This window comes from Pseudonocardia sp. ICBG601 (genome assembly GCF_020496245.1).
The window spans coordinates 46,569-65,115 of the sequence record NZ_JAHLJA010000021.1; the positions used below are offsets into that span (position 1 = coordinate 46,569).

Annotated in this window: 18 protein-coding genes; 8 read left to right on the plus strand and 10 right to left on the minus strand. The window is 76.4% G+C overall.

All coding sequences use genetic code 11. The annotated features are described in order from the left end of the window. Positions 1–5: 5 nt before the first annotated feature. The 3 genes from KPL57_RS07535 to KPL57_RS07545 form a co-directional block, all read right to left on the minus strand. The gene (locus tag KPL57_RS07535; protein ID WP_226350739.1) at positions 6–1,229 is read right to left on the minus strand and encodes an ISAs1 family transposase; all 1,224 of its coding nucleotides are present in this window, start codon (positions 1,227–1,229) and stop codon (positions 6–8) included. 105 nt (positions 1,230–1,334) lie between these two features. Further along, the gene (locus tag KPL57_RS07540; protein ID WP_226351018.1) at positions 1,335–1,694 is read right to left on the minus strand and encodes a hypothetical protein; all 360 of its coding nucleotides are present in this window, start codon (positions 1,692–1,694) and stop codon (positions 1,335–1,337) included. 56 nt (positions 1,695–1,750) lie between these two features. Then, positions 1,751–3,397 (minus strand): phytoene desaturase family protein, encoded by a 1,647-nt coding sequence (locus KPL57_RS07545; protein WP_374111668.1) that lies wholly within the window; start codon positions 3,395–3,397, stop codon positions 1,751–1,753. Between the two features lie 268 nt (positions 3,398–3,665). Here KPL57_RS07545 and KPL57_RS07550 point away from each other — a divergent pair, with 268 nt between their 5' ends. Then, positions 3,666–4,850: an alcohol dehydrogenase catalytic domain-containing protein gene (locus tag KPL57_RS07550; RefSeq protein ID WP_075333366.1), complete on the plus strand. Its 1,185-nt coding sequence runs from the start codon at positions 3,666–3,668 to the stop codon at positions 4,848–4,850. A gap of 5 nt (positions 4,851–4,855) precedes the next feature. On the opposite strand, the gene KPL57_RS07555 is transcribed toward KPL57_RS07550, so the two are convergent. After that, entirely contained in the window at positions 4,856–5,341 is a 486-nt protein-coding gene (locus tag KPL57_RS07555; RefSeq protein ID WP_075306615.1) for an Lrp/AsnC family transcriptional regulator, read from the minus strand. Between the two features lie 81 nt (positions 5,342–5,422). Between KPL57_RS07555 and KPL57_RS07560 the strand changes: the two genes are divergently transcribed. From KPL57_RS07560 to KPL57_RS66030, 3 genes are all read left to right on the plus strand, one after another. Next, a complete protein-coding gene (locus tag KPL57_RS07560; RefSeq protein ID WP_226351020.1) occupies positions 5,423–6,043 on the plus strand; it encodes a LysE family translocator in 621 nt (206 codons plus the stop codon). A 30-nt stretch (positions 6,044–6,073) separates the two neighbouring features. Next, entirely contained in the window at positions 6,074–6,637 is a 564-nt protein-coding gene (locus KPL57_RS07565) for a hypothetical protein (protein ID WP_226351021.1), read from the plus strand. Positions 6,638–6,777: 140 nt separating this feature from the next. After that, entirely contained in the window at positions 6,778–6,906 is a 129-nt protein-coding gene (locus KPL57_RS66030; protein ID WP_264197843.1) for a hypothetical protein, read from the plus strand. A gap of 13 nt (positions 6,907–6,919) precedes the next feature. Here KPL57_RS66030 and KPL57_RS07570 read toward each other — a convergent pair whose 3' ends face one another. From KPL57_RS07570 to KPL57_RS07585, 4 genes are all read right to left on the minus strand, one after another. Then, the gene (locus KPL57_RS07570; protein ID WP_226351022.1) at positions 6,920–7,720 is read right to left on the minus strand and encodes a glycosyltransferase family 2 protein; all 801 of its coding nucleotides are present in this window, start codon (positions 7,718–7,720) and stop codon (positions 6,920–6,922) included. Next, positions 7,717–8,775, minus strand: a complete 1,059-nt coding sequence (locus KPL57_RS07575) for a glycosyltransferase (protein WP_226351023.1) — start codon at positions 8,773–8,775, stop codon at positions 7,717–7,719. Before KPL57_RS07575 ends, KPL57_RS07570 begins: the two co-directional genes overlap by 4 nt. Then, positions 8,772–9,833: a glycosyltransferase gene (locus KPL57_RS07580; protein WP_020623966.1), complete on the minus strand. Its 1,062-nt coding sequence runs from the start codon at positions 9,831–9,833 to the stop codon at positions 8,772–8,774. The genes KPL57_RS07575 and KPL57_RS07580 overlap by 4 nt, the downstream gene beginning before the upstream one ends. Before the next feature lie 146 nt (positions 9,834–9,979). Next, positions 9,980–10,882, minus strand: a complete 903-nt coding sequence (locus tag KPL57_RS07585) for a WcbI family polysaccharide biosynthesis putative acetyltransferase (protein WP_226351024.1) — start codon at positions 10,880–10,882, stop codon at positions 9,980–9,982. Positions 10,883–10,957: 75 nt separating this feature from the next. On the opposite strand from KPL57_RS07585, the gene KPL57_RS07590 reads away from it, so the two are divergent. The 4 genes from KPL57_RS07590 to KPL57_RS07605 are packed head-to-tail and all read left to right on the plus strand — an operon-like array spanning position 10,958 to position 15,125. After that, positions 10,958–11,971 carry a glycosyltransferase family 1 protein gene (locus KPL57_RS07590; RefSeq protein WP_226351025.1) on the plus strand — a complete coding sequence of 338 codons (1,014 nt, stop codon included), beginning with the start codon at positions 10,958–10,960 and terminating at the stop codon, positions 11,969–11,971. After that, entirely contained in the window at positions 11,968–12,927 is a 960-nt protein-coding gene (locus tag KPL57_RS07595) for a hypothetical protein (protein WP_226351026.1), read from the plus strand. The genes KPL57_RS07590 and KPL57_RS07595 overlap by 4 nt, the downstream gene beginning before the upstream one ends. Then, complete coding sequence (locus KPL57_RS07600) at positions 12,924–14,213, plus strand: glycosyltransferase family 2 protein (protein ID WP_226351027.1); 1,290 nt, start codon at positions 12,924–12,926, stop codon at positions 14,211–14,213. The genes KPL57_RS07595 and KPL57_RS07600 overlap by 4 nt, the downstream gene beginning before the upstream one ends. Positions 14,214–14,258: 45 nt before the next feature. Then, on the plus strand, positions 14,259–15,125 hold the full coding sequence (locus KPL57_RS07605; RefSeq protein ID WP_226351028.1) for a hypothetical protein: 867 nt from the start codon (positions 14,259–14,261) through the stop codon (positions 15,123–15,125). Between the two features lie 80 nt (positions 15,126–15,205). Here the strand turns inward: KPL57_RS07605 and KPL57_RS07610 are convergent, their stop codons facing one another. Next, a complete protein-coding gene (locus KPL57_RS07610; protein ID WP_226351029.1) occupies positions 15,206–16,495 on the minus strand; it encodes a hypothetical protein in 1,290 nt (429 codons plus the stop codon). 330 nt (positions 16,496–16,825) lie between these two features. Continuing rightward, positions 16,826–18,529, minus strand: coding sequence for a DUF222 domain-containing protein (locus KPL57_RS07615; RefSeq protein ID WP_308252814.1), 1,704 nt, complete (start codon positions 18,527–18,529; stop codon positions 16,826–16,828). Between the last annotated feature and the right edge of the window lie 18 nt (positions 18,530–18,547).

Sequence of the window (18,547 nt, forward strand, 5' to 3'; positions counted from 1 at the left end):
AGTCGCTAGATGATCTTGTAGGTGGTCAGTGGTCGATGGGGGTCGCGGGCGTGGTGGCGGAGTGCTGCGGCGATGTTGCTGACGCCGTGCAGGCGTAGCGCGGTGATCGCGAGGTTCCGCAACGCCGACATGACCTGCGGGGCGTGACCGGTGTGGGCGGTGGCGCGGTCTTCGTCGAAGCAGACATCACGGACCCAGTGCAGGCGATTCTCGATCGACCAGTGCCCACGGATCCAGCGGGCGAGCAGTCCTGGATCGGCGTCGGTGCTGGTCAGGCTGGTGATCGCGTAGGCGGTCTCGGTTCTCCACTTCCCGCCAGGCCGCAGTGGGCGACGCCGGCGCACCAGCTTGATCGCCTGGGATGCGTGGGGGAAGAACTCTGCGCCCAGGTCGGGACAGGGGTGCAGGCTGACCACGCTGATCGTGCGGGTCTCGACGCGGCCGTGCCCACGCCCGCGTTGACGATCAGCGACGCCGATCTGGGTCCAGGGCAGCGCCCGTACCCGTGCCAGCAGCGTGGGCTGGTTCGCTTTGATCGTCATCAGGTAGTGCCCGCCGCGGCGGTGTAGGTAGTCGGCGTGGGCTCGCTGGGTGTGCAGAGCGTCCGCGGTGACCAGTACATCGTCGAGGTCGAGGGGGTCGAGCAGCGCGGTGAACGCGGTGATCTCGCTGCCCTTCTCTGCGACCTGAACCTGGCCGAGCACGCCACCGCTGGTCTGGTCGAGCACCGACACCAGATGCGGGAGCCAGACCCTGCCGTCGGCGGCACGGACGCGGGCGCCGCGCAGGGTCTTGCCGTCCAAGGCCAGCACGCGGCGCTGTTCTCGCCGGGGTGTGCCCTCCGGGGCCGGCTGGGCGCTGAGCTGGGGCAACACCCAGGACTGCAACGCCGCCTCCAGCGCCGAGGCGTCGACCCGTTGCAGGACCCGGCGGATGGTCGACTCGTGCGGAGCGACCGCGCCCACCCCGAGCACGTCCAGCACGGCGCGGCCGACGTCATGGGCGTACTCGGCGATCGCGGTGAACGACCGGGCCCCCGCCAACACCGCGCACGCCCCCAGTAGCAACACCGCGAGGACACCGTGGCGGACACCGCGTGGTTTCCGCGGGTCCGGCACTCGCGACAGGGCCTCCACCAGCGACAACCCCGCCGCCTCACCGACCGGCGCGGCTCTCCCCGCGTCAGGACCGACCTCCAGGCCTTCCAGAGCAGCAACGATCGGAGACACTGACACTGCGGACACAGGCTTCCTGACGTGAGCAAGGATTCGACACCCTCATGATCACGCCAAGCCTGTGTCCGCACCCACCCCCACCCCCCACATCACCGCAGCTCAGGACCCACCCATCACGACTTTGCCGGGGCCCTGGCCGCCGGACCGCGACGCCCAGACCCCGTAACTGGCGCCCGGGGCGGGGGAGCGGTGGAGGTCGGCGAGGATCGCGACGGCGTCGGCGTGCCCCTCGGCGAGCCGCGCGACCGGCAGGTCCCGTCGTGCGATGCGGGCCAGCCGGGCCCACCGGGTCGCGGTCGCCCCGGCGCCGGGCAGCGGGAGGTCCAGCTCACCGGCGGCCACGACGGCCGTGAGCGTCGCCCCGGGTGCGGCCGGGAACGGCTCGGTGGGGCCGGTCGGCGCGGGCACCGGGTCCAGGACGCCGGTGCCGGTGACGGCGGGTCGGTGATCGATGGTCACGGATGACCGTATGTCCGTCTCCCGCGGGTCCAAACCCGACCGGAGGGTGGTCGGGCTCAGCCGTACAGCCGCCGGTGGGCGAACCGGACCGCACCCCGGTAGAGCGCACCGGTCGCCCCCGCCGCGGCCAGCGCGGCCCGCGCCGCGTTGGCGCCGGGCCCGCCGTGCACCGCCCCGCCGGGGTGCGCCGACGCCCCGGCCAGGAACAGGCCCGGCACCGGGGTGTCGGCGCGGCCCAGACCCGGCACCGGACGGAACACCAGCTGCTGGTGCACCGCGGAGGTGCCCGCGGTGATCGCCCCGTCGACGAGGTTGCCGTCGCGGCGCTGCAGGTCCGCGGGCCCGGCGACGGCGCGGGCCCGGACCAGTGACCCGAACCCGGGGGCGTGGTCCTCCACCACCTGCTGCATCCGGTCGGCCCAGCGCAGCACCTCGTCGCGGCCCCAGCCGAGCCCGCGCGGCACGTGGGTGTAGGCCCACGCCGACTCGGTGCCGGGCGGGGAGCGGGTCGGGTCGGCCGTGGTCATCTGCCCGAACAGCAGGAACGGGTCACCGGGCAGCCGTCCCGCGGTGAGGTCGGCGGCGTAGCGGCGCAGGCCGTCGAGGTCGGCGCCCAGGTGCACGGTGCCCGCCGACCGGGCGCCCGGCGCGGTCCAGGGGACCGGCCCGTCGAGCGCCCAGTCGAGCTTCACCGTCGAGTGGTCCCACTGGAACCGGTCGAGGTCGGCGACGAAGCGGGCCGGCAGGTGCTCCTCGCCGACGAGGTCGCGGTAGAGGCGGGGCGCGTCGACGTCGGCGAGCACCGCCCGGCGGGCGAGGACGCGCTGCCCGGCCGCGTCCACGACACCGCCGGCCCGCCCGGACGGTCCGACCAGCACGGTCCGGACCGGTCGTCCGCAGTCGAGCCGACCGCCCCGTGCCGTGAGCCGGGCGACGAGCGCACCGGTCAGGGCACCGGCACCGCCCTCCGGGACGGGGAAGCCGACACGCTGCCCGAGCATCGCCAGCAGCCAGCCGTAGGCGGCGCCCGCCGCGGAGTCCGGCCCGAGGTCGGTGTGCAGGGCGTTGCCCGCGAGCAGCAGCGGGGCGGCCCGGCCCCCGAAGTGCTCCTGGGCCATCCGGGCGACCGGCTGTACCAGCATCCGGGCCAGCCGCAGGGCGTCGCCGGTGCCGAGCGTGCGCAGCAGCCGGGTCGCCGGGCGGACCGGTGGGAACGGGCGCAGCGCGGCCGCGAGGACGTCGTCGCCGATCCGGTCCCACTGCGCGACGAGTGCGCGCCACGCGGCGCCGTCGCCGGGGTGGTCGTCGTCGAGCGCGTCGGCGGTGTCGTCGAGGCGGCGGTGCAGCACCGCGCACCGGCCGTCGGGGGTGGGGTGGGCGAGCACGGCGGGGGCGTGGCGCCACACCAGCCCGTGCGCGCCGAGGTCGAGCTCGCGCAGCACCGGGGACGCGGCGCCGAGGGGGTGGAAGGCGCTGGCGAGGTCGCTGACGAAGCCGGGCGCGGTGATCTCGGCCGAGCGCACGGCGCCGCCCGGCGCCTGGGCGGCCTCGCAGACCAGGACGTCCCAGCCGGCGTCGGCGAGCAGGTTCGCCGCGACGAGACCGTTGTGCCCGGCCCCGACGACGACGGCGTCGACCCGTTCTGCCACCCGTTCTGCCACGCGGTCCCCCTCCCGTGCCACGGCCCGCGGGCCCGCGTGCATCCGCGGTACCCGGGCTCACGGACGTCATGCCGGTCACGACGGGCAGCCCGCCGGTGCGCGGGTGGCCGCGCCGGCACGTCGACCGACCGGTGCCACGGACCCGGCCGAGTATGCCGACCCGGCCCGGCACCACTCCCACGGCCACGCGGCGGGCCGCGGTGGGACGGACCGCCGGATGCTGGTTGCCGGCCGGACGCCCGTGCCGGTTTCGCCGGGGTGCGCCCGGGTAGCCGGGCGCCCACACCACCGGCGACCCCGAGGAGACCCCATGCGTGCCCTGACCTGGCACGGCCGCCGCGACGTCCGGGTGGACACCGTTCCCGACCCGGTCATCGAGCAGCCCGACGACGTGGTCGTCCAGATCACCAGCTCCGGCCTGTGCGGCTCCGACCTGCACCTTTACGAGGTGCTCACCCCGTTCCTGACCCCCGGCGACATCCTCGGCCACGAGCCGATGGGTGTCGTGGCGGAGGTGGGATCGGCCGTCACCGAGCTCTCGGTCGGTGACCGCGTCGTGATCCCGTTCAACGTCAGCTGCGGGCACTGCTGGATGTGCGAGCGCGGCCTGCAGTCGCAGTGCGAGACCACCCAGAACCGTGAGCAGGGGACCGGCGCCTCCCTCTTCGGCTACACCCAGCTCTACGGGCAGGTGCCCGGCGGACAGGCCGAGTACCTGCGGGTGCCGTTCGGCAACTCGCTGCCCATCCGGGTCCCCGAGGGTCCGCCGGACGACCGGTTCCTGTTCCTGTCCGACGTGCTGCCGACCGCCTACCAGGCCGTGCAGTACGCCGCGACGCCCGCCGACGGGACGCTGGTGGTGCTGGGGCTCGGGCCGATCGGCGACATGTGCACCCGGATCGCCGCGCACCTGGGGGTCCGGCGGGTGGTCGGCGTGGACGTCGTGCCGGAGCGCCTGGCCCGGGTCGAGGCGCGCGGGGTGACCGCGCTGGACCTGGGCCACGGCGACGACGAGGTGCTCGGCGCGATCCGGTCGATGACCCGGGGCCGTGGCGCCGACGCCGTCATCGACGCGGTCGGCATGGAGGCGCACGGGTCCCCGGTCGCGGCCGCGGCCCAGAAGCTCGTGGCCGCGATGCCCTTCGGGCTGGGCCGCACGGTCATGGAGACGGCCGGTAGTGACCGGACCGCGGCGCTGGAGCTGGCGATCGGCGCGGTGCGCCGGGGCGGCACGATCTCACTGTCGGGCGTCTACGGCGGCAGCGCCACCCCGCTGCCGCTGCTCACCCTGTTCGACAAGCAGGTGCAGATGCGGATGGGCCAGGCCAACGTGTGGCGCTGGGTCCCGGACCTCCTGCCGCTGCTCGGCGACGACGACCCGCTCGGCGTCGACCACTTCGCCACCCACCGGGTCCCGCTGGAGGAGGCGGCCCAGGCCTACTCGATGTTCCAGGACAAGAGCGACGGCGCGGTGAAGGTGCTGTTCACCCCCTGAGCTCGTCATGATCCTCGTCGTCCGGTGTCGAGCCCGTGCTCCAGCGGCAGCCCCCGGTCGGCGACGACGTCCTTCATCACCAGCGTCGAGGACAGCCGCTGCACGCCGGGCAGCGTGGTGAGGCGCTCGTCGTAGAGCCGCTGGAACGCGGGCAGGTCCCGGGTGATGATCCGCAGCAGGTAGTCCGGGTCGCCGAACAGCCGCTGCGCCGCGACGACCTGCTCGATGTCGTCGACGGCCGACTCGAACGCCTGCACCGTGTCCTGCACTGCCTCGTGCATGGTCACGAACACCAGCGCGTCGAACCCCAGGCCGAGCCGGTGCGCGTCGAGGTGGGCGCGGTAGCCCGCGATCGCCCCGGAGGACTCCAGAGCACGCAGCCTGCGGTGGCACGGCGACACCGACAGCCGCACCCGCTCGGCCAGCTCGGTGACGGTCAGGCGGCCGTCGGCCTGCAGCTCGGCAAGAATCTTCCGGTCGATCGTGTCCACGGAGAAGAATCTTGCACCATGCCGGGTGCTCGGTGGGAACAACGGGAACACCTGTCGGCGCCTCGTGCCTAGCGTCGTGGCATGCCGATCGGAAGTGTGCTGGGGTTCTCCGGCCTGTCGTTGCTGCTGGTCCTGACGCCCGGCGCGGACTGGGCGTACATGATCCGCGCGGGGCTGCGCGGACGGACCGTGCTGCCGTCGCTGGCGGGGCTGCTCGGCGGGCACCTGGCGCTCACCGGCCTGGTCGCTGCCGGGATCGCCGCGGTCGTCGCGCGCCGGCCGGAGGTCCTCACCGTGCTCACCGCCGTCGGCGCGGTCTACCTGCTGGTGCTCGGTGCGACGACACTGCTCCGCCCGGCCGGTCCCGCCGTGACGGCCGTCGACGGCGGGGGGTCCGGGCTCGGCGACCTGGTCCGTGGCGCCGGGGTCAGCGGGCTCAACCCGAAGGCGCTGCTGCTGTTCCTGGCGCTGCTGCCGCAGTTCACCGACCCGGCCGCGCCGGTCCCCGTCGGCGGTCAGATCCTCCTGCTCGGCCTCGTGCACGTCCTCGGCTGCGCGCTCGTCTACACCGGCGTGGGTGTCGGCGCCCGCGCCGTCCTGGCCGCCCGGCCCGCCGCGGCGCGCGTGGTGTCCCGGGTCGCGGGTGCCGCGATGGTGACCCTCGGCGCCGTGCTGCTGGCATCCCAGCTCGCAACGGTGTAATCATGTAAGCATCGATGCGGGAGGTGCGCGATGACAGGACGAGGACGCGGGCGGGGCGGCTGGCAGCAGGCCGACCTCCCCCCGGCCGACGACGCCGCGGCGTGGTTCTCCGGACGGCTGCCCGACGGGTGGTTCACCGGGGCGCCGGAGGTGACGGTCGACAGGGACGAGATCGTCGTGGTGGGGGAGCTGCCCCCGCTCGACGCCGACCACCCCGACACCGACGAGGGGCGCGCCGACGCCGCGGCCGCCGAGGCCGGGCGGATCTCGCGGTTCCGGGAGGAGACCCGGGACCGGCGGATCGAGATCGCCCGCCAGGCCGAGAGCCGCTACCGGCGCAAGGTCGCCTGGGGCGCGCGGATCGGCGGGACCCGCGAGCTGTTCACGACGATCTCGGTGCCGGTGATGACCCGGCTGCGCCAGCCCGAGCGGGCGGTGCTCGACACCCTCGTCGACGCCGGGGTGGCCCGGTCCCGGTCGGACGCGCTGGCCTGGTCGGTGCGCCTGGTCGGCCGGCACGCCGACGAGTGGCTGACCGAGCTGCGCGAGGCGATGGGACGGGTGGAGGAGCTGCGCTCGCAGGGCCCGGAGTGAGACCGCGCTGAGACGGACGGCGGCAACCGCTCGACCGGACGTCGCGCCGGCCGGGGCCGTCCGTCGCAGCCGCGCCGCCGTCCGTCCCATATCCGGACCGGTGGCGTGTGAACGCGGTGTCGCCGGGAAAGATCCTGGTCATGTCGATCCTCGCGTACGCACACCGGGCCCTGGCCCGCCGTGCGCGGCCGGGCCGGGCGTCGGACCTGTGCTACTCGTGCATGCGGCCGGTGCAGTTCTGCGCCTGCCCGCCCCGCACCGCCTGCTAGTTCCCGACCGGTCTCATCCGACCCGCAGCACGTCGCGCCGCGGGTCGAACTCCACTGCGCCCGCCGCGTGCAGCTCGCTCAGCCAGCCCGCCATCGGCCACCAGCCCCACCGGGCGTGGAACAGCCGGGCGTTGCCGACGATCTCGGCGATCCGGGCCGGGTCGGTACGGGCCGGCGGATGATGCTGGTGGTAGGCGTGCGCCCCGCCCACCCACACCAGGTCCAGCCCGCAGGACAGCGCGAAGTCGGTGTCCTCGCCGCCGTAGCCGGCGTAGTCCTCGCAGAACCCGCCGCCGGCCCGCCACGCGTCGGCGGTGACGGCGAACGACAGCGACCAGAACAGCTCGCGACGCGGTTCGGCCACCAGGGTTCCGTCGGCCGGGGCCGGGCGCGCCGGGTGCGGATCGGTGTGCCGGTGCAGGTCCCGCTCCGGCAGCACCTCCGCCGGCAGGTAGGTGACCGGCCCGCACAGCAGCGCGTCCGGGCGCCGTGCCGCGGCGCGGCGGTAGCCGTCGACCAGGTCGTCGCCGGGCAGGCAGTCGACGTCGAGGAACACCAGGAGCGTCGCGCCGTCGGCGAGCGCGGCGACCGCCCCGGCGTTGCGTGCCGCGGCGAGCGGCAACGGGCCCGGTGCGGGGACGGTCAGGACCCGGGTCGGGGGGCCCGCACCGTCGGTCACGGGGTCCTCGCCCATCCCGACGACGACGTGGCTCACCGGCGGGCCCGCGGCGAGCACACGTCGCTGGCGGGTGAGGTGGTCGGCGCGGCCGCGCACCACGGTGACCACGGCGACCCGCGTCGCGGGCGCCCTCACGCGGCGATCCGTTCGAGGACCGCGGCCGCGCGCTGCGCGGCCCGGCCGTCGGACCAGCGCGACCAGCCCGCCCCGCCGCGGGACAGCGCCTCGTCGAGCACCCCCGGCCAGTCGGCCGGGGCGGGCCAGCGGTCGCGGACCGTGGCGAGGCCCGCCGCCCGCAGCACCGCACCGGTCGCGGTCTGCTCGCCGTACGGGCGCTCGGCCGGGACGACGACGGCGGCCCGGCGCGCGGCGGCGATCTCGGCGACGACGTTCTGGCCGGCGTGGCCGACGACGACGTCGGCGTCGGCCAGCTCCGCCCACACCTCGCCCGTCCAGCCGGCGCAGGTGAGGTTCGGCGGGGCGCCGGCCAGCGCGCCGGTGAGGCCGCCGGCGACCCGCCAGGTCCAGTCCGGGGTCGCGGCGGCCGCGGCGGCGAGCGCGGCCGGGTCGGCGCCGCCGTCGCCGCTGCCGGTCAGGACCAGCACCCGACGCCGGCCCGGGCTCGGGCCGGCGGTGCGGTCGTCGTAGCGGGACAGGCCGCGCAGGTGCACCGTCCGGCCGGTCAGCTCCGGGCGCCACGGCCGCGGCGGGTCCGCGGGCCACGGCGCGAGGAGCACCTCGGCCAGGTCGTAGGCGGTGCGGTGCGGCCGGTCGAGCCGCTCCCCGGGCTGCGCGACGACGGCGACCGGAACCCCGTGCAGCCGCGCCAGCAGGGCGATCTCCACGGACACGTCGGCCACGAGCAGCCGGGCCGGTCCCGCGGCGAGCAGCGCCGAGACCGCGGCGGTGCGAGCACACAGACCGTCGTGCCGGCGGGGCACCCAGTGCAGCGTCCCGCCCGCGGTCACATCGGCGGTATCGGTATCGGTGACGGCATCGGTACTGGCGCAGGTGTCGCTGCCGCCGGTGTCCGGGGGCAGCTCGTGCCAGGCGCCGGGCCAGCCGGGCGGGGCGGGCCTGCTCCCCACCCCGACGACCGGGGTGCGGCAGTGCGCGGCGATCGCGGCGGCGCGGTGGGCGTGCCCGCTGCCGTGGTGGTGCACGTAGTAGACGATCGTGCCGCCGGTCATGCGGCGGCCAGGGCACGGTAGATGCGCTCGTAGCCCTCGACCATCACCTCGGCCGAGCAGGTCGCCTCGGCGTGCCGGCGGGCGTCGGTGCGCGACAACAGCGACGCCGCGCGGATCGCCTCGGCCAGACCCTCGACGTCGCCGGGCTCGGCCAGCACCCCGCTGAGCGGGTCGACGATCTCGGGCAGTGCGCCCCTGGCGAACCCGGCGATCGGGGTCCCGCAGGCCAGCGCCTCGGCGACGACCAGACCGTAGGGCTCGTCCCAGCACGGCGACACGACGGCGACGGTCGCGTCCCCGACCAGGCGGGCCAGCGCGCGGTGGTCGAGATGGCCGACGTAGTCGACGCCGTCGCCGAGCAGCGGGGCGACGCAGGAATCGAAGAACGCCCGGTCCGGGCACGGCCCGGCCAGCCGCAGCCCGGTCCCGGCCAGCCGCGCCGCGTGGATCGCCTCCACCGGGCCCTTCTCCGGCACGACCCGGCCCGACCACACCGGGACCCCGCCGCCCGGCCCGTACTCCCAGGCCGCGATGTCGACGCCGTTGCGGACGACCGTCGCGCGGGCTCCGGTCGGCGCCCACGAACGGGCGGTGTGCGCACTGACCGCGGCGAACCGCAGACGGCGTGGGTCGCCGAGCCGCACGGCGGACTCCATCCACGGGGTCGGCGGCGTGTGCAGCGTGGTCAGGACGGGCGCGTCGAGGGTGTCGGCCAGCGCGAGCGGCAGGTAGTGCAGGGAGTTGTTGTGCACCACGTCGAAGCGTCCGCGCTCGCGGGAGAGCGCCAGCAGCAGCTCCAGGTAGGAGTGGTGCTCGGCGAGGAACCACTCCGCCGGCATGCCGACGTCGCTGCGCGCGGCAGGCGAGATCGGCGGCAGCACCGCCATCTCCCGGACCCGCAGCCCCGGGTCGGAACCGGGCGCGCCGAACACGGTCACGTCGTGACCACGGCGTCGCAGCCGGGACGCGAGCCCGGCGGTGTGGGCCTCCAGCCCACCCGGGAACGGTTCACGGATCGGGTAGCGGGCCGAGGCGATGAGCGCGATCCGGGAGGTCACCGGCGGAAGGCGGACGGGGTCATGGGTCGACACGCTCCGAGGCTCGAAGGACGGAACCGTGCGAGCTGGCGGCTGAACCCGGACGTTCCACCGATCATGCGGCTCCCCGGAGCCCCCACAACTCGACCATGGTCGCCGGGACCCGGCTACAGCCCCAGAACCTCCAGCGTGTCGGCGTGTCGGGCCAGTCCGGCGTCCACCCATCCGGGGTGCGTGGCGTACCAGGCCCGCTGCGCCGCGGCGACCTCGTCCTCGGCGACCGGCCGGCCGGAGACGCACCAGTGCGGGCGCGGCGGCACGTCCAGCCCGAGGGCGTCGACGACGTCGGCGCGCAGCGGGGCCCGGATCCCGCCCAGCAGGGTGCGTCCGGGATCACCGACGACGCCCGGCATCCCTGCGGCGTCGAGGACCCGTCCGGCGAGCAGCGTCAGCACCTCGTTGCCGGGGTGGTTGAGGGTGTGCGCGGCCGCCGCGCCGAAGCCCGCGATCGCGTCGGACACCCCGACGTCGGTGTCGCGGGCCTCCCGCCGGGCGAGCTCGGCGATCCCGCGCCGGCCCACCTCGCGCAGCGCGTCCGGCGTCGGCGTCGGCCCTGCCGGGCGTCCGGCGGCGGCCGCGAGGGCCCGCAGGTCGTGGTAGGGCACCCCGGGCGGGACGGCGGCCGGGTCGGACGCGTGGCGCACGATCGCCGACCACGGGTGCAGCGCGGGATGGCGGATCACCGGCCAGCGCACGACGACCGCCCCCGGCGCGAGCCCGGCGGCGACCTGGGCGGTGCCCAGGGGCAGGTCGCGGTAGTCGTCGCGGACCGGCTGGGACGCGAGCAGCCGGGTCCGGGGCAGCAGCCGGCGCAGGTGCGGCAGGTCGTCGGCGGTGAGCTCGTGCACCGGCGGGATGCGGACCGGGGTGACCGGCAGGTCGGCGACGGTGGCGAGCAGCACCCGGACCGACTCGGCCTGGCAGTTGCCCCACACCAGGGCGAGCGGTCCCGGCGGCGGGGCCTCGAGGCCGTAGAGGACGCCGTAGTGGCGGCGGCGCGGATCGGTCACCCGGTCATCGTGGCCCGCGCGGTTGATCCGCGCCCGGACGGGCATCCCGGTGGATCCGAGGAGAGGAGCCGTCGCGTGCGCGTGGCATCCGTGCCCACCGCCCATCCCTACGTGGCGTCGCTGCACCACCCCGAGGTGGTCCGGCTCCCGGACCCGCCGGTCCCGGGTGCCCGTCCGGGGGTGTGGTGGCCCTCGCCCTGGCTCGACGCCGAGCACCTGCGCGCGCACGCCGCGGAGGTGGACGTGCTGCACGTCCACTTCGGCTTCGACGACCGCACCCCCGACCAGCTGCACGCACTCGTCGCGGCACTGGGGGAGACCGGTGTCCCGCTGGTGCTGACCGTGCACGACCTGCGCAACCCGCACCACGCCGACCCGGCGCCGCACGCCGCGGCCCTCGACGTGCTGGTGCCGGCCGCCGCCGGGCTGGTCACGCTGACCCCGGGGGCCGCCGCGCGGATCCGGGAGCGCTGGGGACGCGACGCGCTGGTGCTGGGGCACCCGGCCGTCGTCGGGCCGGACTGGCTGCGCCGCCCCCGGCCCCGCCGCGCCGACGGGTTCGTCGTGGGCCTGCACGCCAAGAGCCACCGCACCAACGCCGACCCGGTCGGGGTGGCCCGCGCGCTCGCCGCGACCGCCCCGCCCGAGGTCGCGCTGCGGGTCGACGCGCACGACGACGCGCGCGGCCGCGCCGTGGCCCACGCCCTGCGCGACGAGCCCCGCCTGGAGCTGCGGGTGCACCCCCCGTTCGACGACGACGCCTTCCACTCCTACCTCCAGGAGCTCGACGTGTCGGTGCTCCCGTACCGGTGGGGGACCCATTCCGGCTGGCTGGAGGCCTGCCACGACCTCGGCACGACCGCGCTGGTGCCCGAGGTCGGGCACTTCCGCGAGCAGGCGCCCTGTCTGACCTACGCCCTCACCGAGGACGGCCCCGACCGCGCCTCGCTCGGCGCCGCCGTCGCGCTGGCGCACCGGACCCGTCCGGCCTGGCGGGCCGACCCCGACGACCGGGAGCGGCGCCGCGCCGAGGTCGCCGACGCCCACGCCCGCGAGTACCGCCGGGTCCTGGCCGGGGTGGCGCGGTGACCGTCACCGTGCGGGTCGTCGCGCCCGGCGCGTCCGGGCACGGCGTGGTCCGGCACGCCGCCGCCGTCGCCGCCGCGGTGGCTGCCGAGGGCCTCGTCCCGGTCGGCTCCGGCCAGGCCGACCTCTCCCACGCCCAGTTCACCGACGCGCTCTGGGGCGCCGACGTCGCCGCGGCCGCCGACGCCTTCGTCGAGCAGGCGCGGGTCCTGCCCCGGCCGCTCGTCGTGACCCTGCACGACCTGCCCGGCGCCGACCCCGACCCGGCCCGCGACGCCCGCCGCTGCGCCGGGTACCGGCGTGTGGTCGCCGCCGCCGACGCGGTCGTCGTGTCCGCGGGGCACGAGGTCGACAAGGCTCGCGCGCTCGGCGCGGTCGACCCGGTGACCGTGGCGCTGCCGCTGCCGGTCGTCGTGCCCGCGGAGCAGGCGCCGGGCTGGGCGGGGCTCCGCACGCTCGGCGTGCTCGGGTTCGTCTACCCCGGCAAGGGGCACGAGGCCGTCATCGACGCGGCCGCGGCGCACCCGGACCGGCCCGCGGTCGTCGCCGCGGGGGCAGTCTCCGACGGACACGACGACCTCGCCCGGTCCCTCGCCGGGCGCGCCCGCTCCCGCGGGGTGGAGTGGATCCTGACCGGGCACCTGGAACCGGCGGCGCTCGCCGCGGCCGCCGCGGCGGTCACCGTCCCGGTGGCGCCGGGCCGCACCGTCAGCGCCAGCGGTTCGCTGCTGGCGTGGCTGGCCCACGGCCGCTACCCGCTGGCGGCGGCGGGCGCCTACGCCCGCGAGGTCGCCGTCGCCGCCCCGGGCTCGGTGGCGCTCTACGACGACGAGGACCGCCGCGACGCCCTCGTCGCCGACGCCCTGACCCGGCCCACCGCCACCCGCGGCCCGGGCCCGGACTGGCCGGACGCCGGGGCCGGGCACGCCGCCCTCTACCGCGGGCTGCTCGCCCGGTGAGCGTGCCGGGAAACCGCTGGGACCTGCTCCGCCCGCACACCGGGCCGCCGCCGTCGGTGGGGGTGGTGGTGTGCCACTACCGCCAGCCCGCGCAGCTGGCCCGCACCGTCGCCGCGCTGCAGGGCCAGACGCTCCCGCCGGTGTCGGTGGTCGTCGCCGACGACGGGTCGCCGGAGCCGCCGGACCCGGCCGCGCTCGCCGGACCGGTGCCGGTGCGGGTGGTGACCCAGGACGACCGCGGCTTCCGCGCCGCCGCCGCGCGCAACCGCGGTGCCGCACGGGCCGACGGCGAGATCCTGGTGTTCCTCGCCGCCGACACCGTCCCCGGGCCCGGGTTCCTCGCCGCGATCACCGCACGGATCGCGGCCTGCCCGGACGTGCTCGCCGTCGGCCGTCGTCGGCACGCCGACCTGTCCGGCACCGCACCGGGCGACGACCCGGCCGCCGCACCTCAGCTGCCCGACCCGGCTTGGCTCGCCGACGGCTACCGGCGCACCCGCGACCTGCTCGACGCCTCGGGCACGGACTGGCAGCTGGTCATCAGTGCCGTGCTCGCCCTGCACCGCGGCCTGTTCGACGACCTCGGCGGCTTCGACGAGCGCTACGTCGGCTACGGCGGCGAGGACTGGGACCTGGCCTACCGGGCCTGGAACAACGGGGCGCTGCTGGTCCACGAACCGGCCGCGGTGGCCTGGCACGACGGCCCCGACTGGGGTGGCCGCCCGGCGGACCACGACGCGGTGGGTGGCGGCAAGGACGGCGAACGGATCCGGATCGCCGCGCTCGTCCCCGACCCGGGCGTGCGCGGCGCACCGCTGCCCGGCGCGGTCCCCGACGTCCTCGCCACCGTCGACGCCGACGCGCGCGGGTGGGAGCTGGTGGAGATCGTCGACGCGGTGCTCAACCAGACCCACCGGGACGTGCGGGTGCGGCTGCCCGGCGGCGACCCACGGCTCGACGAGCTCTACCGCGGGGTCGCCGACCCCGGCCCGTGGAGCCCCGACCGGCTCCGCCGCGCCCGGGCCCGGCTGCACGTCAACGCGCCGCTCCCGCCCGACGCGCTGGCCCGCGCGATGGGCCTGCTCACCGGCCACGACCTCGGCCGCGTCGAGATCGCCGGACCCGACCGACGGACCCTCGCCGCACTCGTCTCCACCCGGGCGGCGGGCCGGGCCCGGCGCGGGCGGGTCGACGCCGCCGTCGCCCAGCACCGGGAGGGTGTCGCCACCCTGCTGCCAGGGACGCTGCCCCGGACGCCGCCAGGGACGCTGCCCGGGATGCCGTAGCCCTACGGAGGCCCGACCGCCCCGCAGGGCCCTAGCCTCGCCGGCATGACCGCACCAGCTGCCTCCCCGGTCCGCGGGGCCCGCCGCGCGATGATCGTCGCGGTGGTCGCGTCGCTGCTCGTCGCCTCGCTCCGCGGGATCGTCGCCCTGCTCGGTGGCGGCTTCGGTGACCTGCAGGCGCGGATCGTCGCCACCACCCTGATCGTCGCCGCGTTCGGCACCTCGGCGCTCTGCCATCTCGCCGTCGTCACCCGTGCCGTGCGGCTCCTCGGGTTCGCCGGCCTGGCGGCGAGCGTCGTCGCCGCGGGGGCGGCCCTGTGGCTGGTCTGGAGCGGCGACGAGCTGTTCGAGGGCGACGGCGACGGCTCGGTGCTGAAGACCCTGCTGGTGGCGACGATCGTCGCGATCAGCCTCGCGCACGCGAACCTGCTCCTGCTGCTCGCCGAGCGACGGCGGACCGTGATCCGCACGGGCCTGGTGCTGACCCTGGCCGCGATCGCCGTCGTCGCGACGATGCTGGCGCTGCCGGTGATCACCGCCGGCGCGGTCGGCGGCGGCGAGTGGTACTGGCGCTGGTTCGGTGTCGCCGGGATCGTCGACGCACTCGGCACCATCGCCCTGCCGGTGCTGGCCCTGGTCCTGCGCGGCCGACGGGAGCACAGGCCTTCCTCCACCGGAACCACCTCCACCGGGGCCGTCTCCTCTGGGACCACCTCCTCTGGGGCCACTGCCGAGGACGACGGCACCGGCACCCCGGGTGCTGCGCCGGAGGTGGCACCGGACGCGGCACCGGTCCGGATCGTGCTCGACCTGCCGGCCGACCTGGTCGCCCGGCTCGACGCCGCCGCGGACGGAGCGCCGAGGGACGCCGCGGCGCTGCGCGTTCTGCGGAACGCACTCGTCCGGGGCTGACCCGCCCGGGTCCTGGCCGTTGGCGCTGTCCGTTGCCGGATCCAGGGCGGTCGCGGAGCCGGGGACGCGACCGGTGCGGGTCAGGCCCGGGTGTCGCCGCCACCGCCACGGTCGCCGTTGCCGTCGCCGTCGCCGCCACGGTCGCTGTCGCCGCCGCGGTCGCGGCCACTGGCGCGGGCACCGTCGCGGTCGTCGGCCCGGTCCAGCCGTGCCCGCCGCTCCTGCTCCCGGCGGCTGTACGCGGCCTGACGGACCGCGCCGTCGTCCGCGAACCCGGAACCCAGCGCCCCGGCGACGGTCCCCATGGAGGTCGACAGCCAGGCGATCATGATCCAGTCGTCCGGCCCGGACTCGCGCATGAGTTTCGAGGAGAGGTAGTCCGGCGGGATCACGAGGAACGCCGCCACCAGTGCGAGCACGAACAGCAGGGCGAACATCGCGAGCACCCCGCAGGCCACCGTGATCACCGTGGACAGGTTCGACAGGAGCATCTCCTCGCGCAGTGAGCGGTGTCGCCGCGACTCCCAGAGCCGGTTGTCGAGGATCAGCCACGCGGTCATCCCGACCAGGGCGATCAGCATGACCGTCACCTGCCGGGCGGTCCCGAGCGCCGTCGCCAGCTCCCAGATGTTGGAGTAGAAGATCCCGAACGCGGCCCCGGCCGCCGCCGCGGCGATGGCGGGGGACAGGCTCGGCACCAGCCGCCACGGACGGTTCGCGCGGACCAGCCCGGCCAGCAGCCGGACACGGCCGCGGAGCCCGGTGAGGGCCAGCCGGACGTCGATGTCGTCCTCGACCCCGCCGCTGCCGGCGCCGGAGTCGTCCCCGTCCGCGTCTGCCTGCCCCCGGTCCTGGTCCCGGCCCCGGCGGTCGTCGTCGGACCTGGCTCCCGACCCCGGATCGATCCGGGTCAGGGGACCCGCATGGCCGGCGCCCGGCGCTCCTGCCTCTCCGGCGTGCGCGGGGTCGGCGGGCATCAGGTGCCCGGTCACCAGACGGACCACCGTGTCGCGGCACCGCCGGTACTGGTTGATCGCGCCCAGCGCGGGCAGCGACACCAGGCCCACCCGGTGCCCGGTCCCGCCGTCGGCCACGACCGGGTCCGCCCCGGAGCGGCGCGGCAGGTCGGTGAGCAGCACGACGGCGTCGGCACCGTCCCGCTCGCGCACCCGGTCGCCGATGTCGAGAGCGGGCAGCGCGCCGCGCTCGTCCAGCACGATCGGCTCGTCGGCGACGCGGACCTCCCAGCGGGCGTCGTCGTGCGCGCCGAGCGCGGCCGGCAGGTCGCGGACGAGCCGGTGGGCGAGCTCGGTCGGCAACCCGGGGTCGGCGACGAGGTCGAGCACGGTGGTGCGGGTCGCGTCGGTCACGGGGCGTGAGGCTAGTGCCCACTGACCGTGGCGGCACGACGTCGGAGGCGGGCCCGCCGGCGGGACCGGTGGACCGCGAGCCTGTGGACAGCGGGGCGGATGGCGGGTGAGCGTTCCGCCGGGTGGCGGACCATCGTGCGGTCGCACGTTGTGTGGCCGTGTGGTCGTGTGGCGGACCGAGATGGGTGGCGGTGGCAGGACCGTGCCGGAGCCCGGGGACGGGCCCAGCCGCTCAGGAGACCAGCACAGGAGAGCAGGGACGCCTGCCCTGGGCCGGGTGCCGTGCCGTCGCGTTCCGCGGAACGTGGACGGCGGCACCGGCGCGTCGGGTCAGGCCGCGGCCGCCGATGCCGTATCGGGAGGCAGGAGTGCGTCCAGGATGGGGCCCGGATCGAGGCGGTCGCCGTACCAATCGGGTGTCAGGGTGTCGCGGTCGATGCGGAGACGGGCTCGGGTGTTGATCTCTAGGAGTGTCTCGGCGCTGCCGTCGAGCGGGGCTCCGGTCGGTCGGACGACGGTGCCGTCGGGGCGGTGGACGGTCCACGTCCCACCGGGCGGGCGGAGGATCACGTAGCCGTGGTCGTGCACGAGCCGGTGGTGGAAGCTGCACAGCAGCACCAGGTTGTCGATGTCGGTGGGGCCTCCGTGCAGCCAGTGCCGGACGTGGTGGGCATGCAGGTGCCGGGTGTGCGCGCAGCCGGGGAACCGGCACTCGGGCCGACCCTCGGCAGCGCCCGCGGCGCTCAGTGCGGCGATCTGGGAGGGACCGGCGAGTCGGCGGGACCGGCCCAGGTAGAGGTGGTTCGCGTGGCGGTCGGTGAGCAGGACGCGGGCACGCGCGTCGCAGGCGAGCCGCTCGGCCGTCGGCGCGGGGATCTCGGGTCCGCCGTCGAGGCGGGCGGTACCGGTGGTGGCGTCGACGACCACCGTGACCCGCGTCCCGGGGCGGGACACGACCGGCCCGCCGTCGGCGTCACCCTCACGCGTGACGAGGTGCAGCAGGGCGTCGGCGCGCCGCGCGGCCAGGGTGTCGACGACGGCGCCCGGGGCGTGCTCGGCGGCCTCGCGGGCCCGTTCGTGAGGGCCGACCCGCGGATCGGGCTCGGTTGACGGCGCCGCGGTCGAGGGGGCGACGACGTGTGACTCGATCGCAGCGACCAGGGCCGCGCCGTCGTCGGGGGTGAGGCGGGCGCGCAGGACGAGCGAGCCGTCGCTGTCGTGGTACCAGCTCACGCCACGCAGGGCTGCGGTGTTCGCGGGCGGTGCGAGGCGGCGGCGCGCGGCGCGGACCACGCTCTCGACGTGGCTCGCGGTGCCGGTCAGGGCGAGGTCGAGCAGGACCTGCTCCGCGGGCGGAGGCGCGGATGCCGGCGACGGGCCGTGCGCACCGGGGACGGGTGCGCCGGTCGGGCGTCCGGGCGCGGCTGGGGTGCCGTCGGTGCCGTGCACGGCCGGGTCGGTGTCGTCGGCGCGACCGGCTGCTGACGAGGACAGGAGGCCCTGGTGCGGGCTGGTCCCGGGGTCGTCGCCGGCGCCGCAGGTGGTGGTGTCGTCGCCGGGGCGAGGGTCGGTGCGGGAGGCGGCGTCGAGGTGGGGCGACGCCGTTGTGGTGCAGGGGGCAGGAGTGTGCGGCATGACGGCCGGTGTGGGAGTGGGAGTGAGGCGGGCGAGGACGGAGTCCTCGGCGCCGGCGAGGCGGGTGATCGCCCGGACCTTGGAGTAGGAGATCCGGCCGGCCGCGAACGCCTCGGTGATCCGCGGCAGTCGGGTCAGCGCATGCGCGACGCGCAGGTGCTCGGTCGCGGTGCGCAGGCTCATCCCTGCTCGCCAGGTGAGCCAGTGCGCGCAGGACCGGACGCCGACCCCGCACCAGCCGCCGCGGTCGTCGAACTCGGCGAGCAGGCGCAGGAAGCGGCACTCGGCGGCGGCGATGTGGCCGGCGAGACCGAGGAGCTCGGACTCGAGCTCGTGCAGGTCGAGTGGCGGCGGGCCCGGGTCCGCTGCGGGGATGGTCGGCTCGGCGGACGGTTCCACGACGGCTCCTTCGTCGAA